We start from the raw sequence: 4,543 nt of genomic DNA, 5'->3' as shown, positions 1-4,543 counted from the left end.
TTAGCTGCTACTTCAATTTTAAAATCATCCACTTCAGCACGCATCTTTTTTAACAAAGAAGCAACATCCATTGCAGAACAACCAGCTAAAGAGCTTAACATCATAGCTTTAGGGCGTAATCCTTTTCCTTGACCACCTACTTCTTCAGCTGCATCAATCATTACAGAACCTTCCGGCGCAACCGATTCAAAAAGCATTTGACCTTTCCAACTCACTTCAACTTTATTTGTCATATTTTTAAATTTTAGAACACAAATTTAAATTATTTTTTTTCTTGTAACGTAACATTATTAACAAAAAGGCAACTAATAATTAACAACAATTATTTACTTACAATTTAATCAATATTTAGTATATTCGATTACTTATTTAAAACAATGCTTTATGAAACGAACATGCTAAAAAGTTAATCATTTAACAAAATGATTTTTAGCGAATCTACCTATAGCGCAGGCCGGCAGCATGTGACAATTAATAAACAATAAAAATAAACAAATGAAAGAATTTTTTGAAGGAATGTCAACTCTAGAACAAACCTATTGGGGTTTTGCACTTTTAGGTTCTGTTGTTTTTTTAATCATTTTTATTTTAACTTTTATTGGTGGTGGGGATGCCGATATGGAAGCAGATGCCAGTGATTTTGAGGCCGATGATGGCGGTGTAGGTTTTCAGTTCTTCACTTTTAAAAATATAGTGGCATTTTTCACCATTTTTGGATGGACAGGAGTTACGTGCATTGACAATGATTTATCAACTGGATTAACACTAATCCTCTCTGTAATTGCAGGTTTATTAATGATGGTTTTAACATCATCTTTGTTCTTTTGGATGCATAAACTTGCAGAATCCGGAACCTTAAAAATGAAAAATGCTATTGGTGTAATTGGTGAAGTTTATTTACCAATTGGAGCAAAACGCTCTAAAATGGGAAAAGTTCAAATTAAAGTGCAAGGGAGCTTGCGCGAATTAGAAGCCATTACCGATAATGAAGAAGAATTAAAAACAGGCACTATGGTAAAAGTTACCGAAATTGTAAGTGCCGAATTATTATTAGTTGAAACCTTATCTAAATAAAATACCTATGAATTTATTTACTTTTTTAGTACCCTTACAATCTGGATTAACCGGAGTTTATTTAACTGCTGCAATAATAATTATACCAGTAGTATTTTTATTTGCAATGATACGAAGGTACAAACGTTGTCCTTCAGATAGAATATTAGTTGTTTATGGAAAAACTGGAGGCGGACTCTCAGCAAAATGTGTACACGGTGGAGCTGCATTTATTTGGCCTATAATACAAGATTACGAGTTTTTAGATTTAACTCCAATGTCTATTGAAGTAAATTTAACAAATGCCTTAAGTAAACAAAATATCCGTGTTAATGTACCTTCCAGATTTACTATTGGTATTTCAACCGAGCCAAGTGTAATGCAAAATGCTGCTGAACGTTTATTAGGTTTACAGTTAGATGCTGTTCAAGATTTAGCCCAAGAAATTATTTTTGGTCAGTTACGTTTGGTAGTTGCTTCCATGGATATTGAAGAAATTAATTCTGATAGAGATCAGTTTTTATCTCATATTACACATAGTGTTGAAGCTGAATTGAAAAAAGTTGGTTTAAAATTAATCAACGTAAATATTACTGATATTCACGATGAATCCGGTTATATTCAAGCTTTAGGAAAAGAAGCAGCTGCAAAAGCTATAAATGAAGCCAAAGTTTCAGTGGCACAAAAAGTAAGAGATGGATCTATTGGAGAAGCTAACGCAATGCAAGACCAACGTATTCAAGTTGCTGCTGCAGATGCAAATGCTGTACACGGTGAAAATACTGCTAAAGTACAAGTTGCAAATTCAAATGCAGACAGAAGATCTCGTGAAGCTGAAGCCGAAAGAATTGCAAATGCATCTGAAAAAGTACAAGCTGCAAAGGCACTAGAAGAAGCGTATGCTGCTGAAAAAATTGCTGAAGATGCCAGGGCAAAACGTAAAGAGGCTGAACAGGGCGCAGATATTATTGTTCCTGCTCAAATAGACAAGCGTAAAATTGAAATTGATGCCGAAGCTCAAGCAGAACAAATTAGACGTATTGCAAAAGGTGAAGCAGACGCTATTTTTATGAAAAAAGAAGCTGAAGCAAAAGGTATGTACGAGATTTTAACAAAACAAGCGCTAGGTTTAGAACAAATAGTGAAAGCTGCTGGAGATGATGCTAAAGATGCAGTGCTATTATTAGTTGCAGATAAATTACCTGAATTGGTTAAAACACAAGCAGAAGCTATTAAAAATATTAAAATTGATAAAGTTACTGTTTGGGAAAACGGTAGCGGAAAAGATGGTAAAACTTCTACTTCTAATTTTATTTCTGGAATGTATAAATCTGTTCCTCCGTTACAAGAAATGTTTAATATGGCGGGTATGCAATTGCCAAATTATTTAAAAGGCGAAGAGATTGAAGATGCTAAAACAACTGTTGAAGATACTCCAAAACCTGATACAGATAAAAAAGAAAAATAATTAATTTTAAAAACCTTTAGAGCTGTTTAGAAAGCGTAATTTTCTAAACAGTTTCTTTTTTTAATAGAAAAATTATGAGTTTTGGTGGTCACGTAAACGACATGATTAATAGAATAAAGCAAAATGCTGCTTTAAAAAATGCCCGTCGTAAAAAATTTAAAGGTGGTAACGATTATTCTAAAACCAAAACCATAAAAACAACTTATAATTACCCTAAACTTTCAGAAAGTGATTTAAACACTTTTAAACAAAAAATTGTTAAAGAAGCCGCAAAAGAAAAAAAGAAACAACAACTATATTGGATTCTTGGAGCAATTGTAGTTTTAATTAGCTTCTTAATTTTCAATTTTGTTGACTTTTAATTAAAAACTCAACCTAAATTATCGACTCTTTTTAGTATTTAATTCGTTATTTTACACTTGCAAAGTTTTAATACAAGGTTGATGCATTCTAAAATATTTAATTTTATACTATTACTTATTACCTTTTGTTTTTTTGGTACTAAAAGTTGGTCTCAAGCAGATGAGCCTCCACAAATAGAAGCTGTTGGAAATTCGTTCTTTTGCCCAACAACAGAACAGCCTATAGTAAGTTCTCTGACAATTTCAAATCCAAATAATTTAGAAATTTTTAAATTATTTATTCAAATCTCTGAAGGATATGTTAGAACTCAAGATCGATTAAAATTAATTGGAACTCATCCAACAATCAGTTCCTCTTTTAGTATTTCTGAAGGAAAATTAACCTTAACCTCTTCAAAATCTGGAACAGAGGCCATAAACGACTTAACTGATGCAGCTGAAGATGTTGTTTTCTTCAGCTCTAACAATGTTTCAGGAGAAAAAAAATTCTCTTTTACTGCTGACGAAAAAAACTATCTACCATCTACTGGACATTACTACGAGTATATTAGTGCCCCCGGTATCACTTGGTTAAATGCAGAAATTGCAGCTGCATCTAGAACACCTTATTACGGTTTAAAAAGTTATTTAGCAACAATTACTTCAGTAGAAGAAGCACAACTCGCAGGAGAACAAGCCACTGGTCAAGGTTGGATAGGTGGAAGTGATGCTGAAACAGAGGGTGTTTGGAAATGGGTTACTGGTCCTGAAGGTTTAAATGGTGGAACAATTTTTTGGAATGGATTGTCTAACGGTTCTAGCCCCTCAGGTATGTTTGAAAATTGGGAATCTGGTGAACCTAACGATTGGCCAAATTCTGGAATACCAGGAGAAGAAAATTACTTGCACGTATATGATAACGGAAAATGGAATGATTATGCAAATTCCAACTCAAGTATTAGTGGTTATATAGTTGAGTACGGTGGAATGCCCGGAGATCCAATTGTTGATTTTGGAAATAACGAAACTACTTTAACTGTTGCTGAAATTTCAAATCCTATTGGTGATGAACGCTGTGGTTCTGGAGAGGTAACGCTAAAAGCAACTTCATCTAGTGGATATGTACTTTGGTTTGAAACACCAACTAGTGCAACTCCAATTGGAAGTGGCGACATATTAAAAAAATCAATTTCAACAACAACCGCGTTTTACGCACTAGCGTCATCAGATGGAAATTGTACAGAAGGAAAAAGAACGGAAATAATTGCAACAATAAAACAAATACCTACTATAACAACAGTAAGTGGTACTACTATTTGCAAAAATAATTCGGGAACATTAAATGCAACTGCCTCTTCTGGCACTATAAATTGGTACAGTACAAAAGCTGGTGGTATTCCTTTAAATACTGGCCCAAATTATACCATTTCAAATGCAACAGAAACTACTACGTATTATGTGGATGCAACTGAAAATGGTTGTACAACACTTGAAAGGAAACCTGTAATTTTAACTATTATTGAAGTAAATAAACCTTCAACATCTGCTACAGAACAATACTTTTGTGATATAGAAAATGCTACCTTAAACGATTTAAGTATTACTGGAGATTCTATTTTATGGTATGAAACAGAAACAAGTACCACTCCTTTAAATACTACACAATTATTAGTTAATAATA

General features: G+C 33.2%; 4 protein-coding genes and 1 pseudogene. 4 read left to right on the top strand and 1 reads right to left on the bottom strand.

The features are described 5' to 3' along the window. A partial coding sequence (locus AB1Z17_RS09835) for an OsmC family protein (protein ID WP_368051628.1) occupies positions 1-233 on the bottom strand: 233 nt, incomplete at its 3' end. Between the two features lie 262 nt (positions 234-495). On the opposite strand from AB1Z17_RS09835, the gene AB1Z17_RS09830 reads away from it, so the two are divergent. The 4 genes and pseudogenes from AB1Z17_RS09830 to AB1Z17_RS09815 form a co-directional block, all read left to right on the top strand. After that, positions 496-1,074 carry a hypothetical protein gene (locus AB1Z17_RS09830; RefSeq protein ID WP_368051627.1) on the top strand — a complete coding sequence of 193 codons (579 nt, stop codon included), beginning with the start codon at positions 496-498 and terminating at the stop codon, positions 1,072-1,074. A 106-nt stretch (positions 1,075-1,180) separates the two neighbouring features. Beyond that, complete coding sequence (locus AB1Z17_RS09825) at positions 1,181-2,521, top strand: flotillin family protein (RefSeq protein ID WP_368051629.1); 1,341 nt, start codon at positions 1,181-1,183, stop codon at positions 2,519-2,521. Positions 2,522-2,595: 74 nt separating this feature from the next. Next, the gene (locus tag AB1Z17_RS09820; RefSeq protein WP_368051626.1) at positions 2,596-2,883 is read left to right on the top strand and encodes a type VII secretion EssA family protein; all 288 of its coding nucleotides are present in this window, start codon (positions 2,596-2,598) and stop codon (positions 2,881-2,883) included. An 81-nt stretch (positions 2,884-2,964) separates the two neighbouring features. Continuing rightward, a pseudogene (locus AB1Z17_RS09815) lies at positions 2,965-4,543 on the top strand (hypothetical protein); the annotation flags it as partial.

The organism is Lutibacter sp. (assembly GCF_040883305.1).
Taxonomy (GTDB): domain Bacteria; phylum Bacteroidota; class Bacteroidia; order Flavobacteriales; family Flavobacteriaceae; genus Lutibacter.
This window is presented reverse-complemented; position numbering and strand designations above follow the sequence as displayed.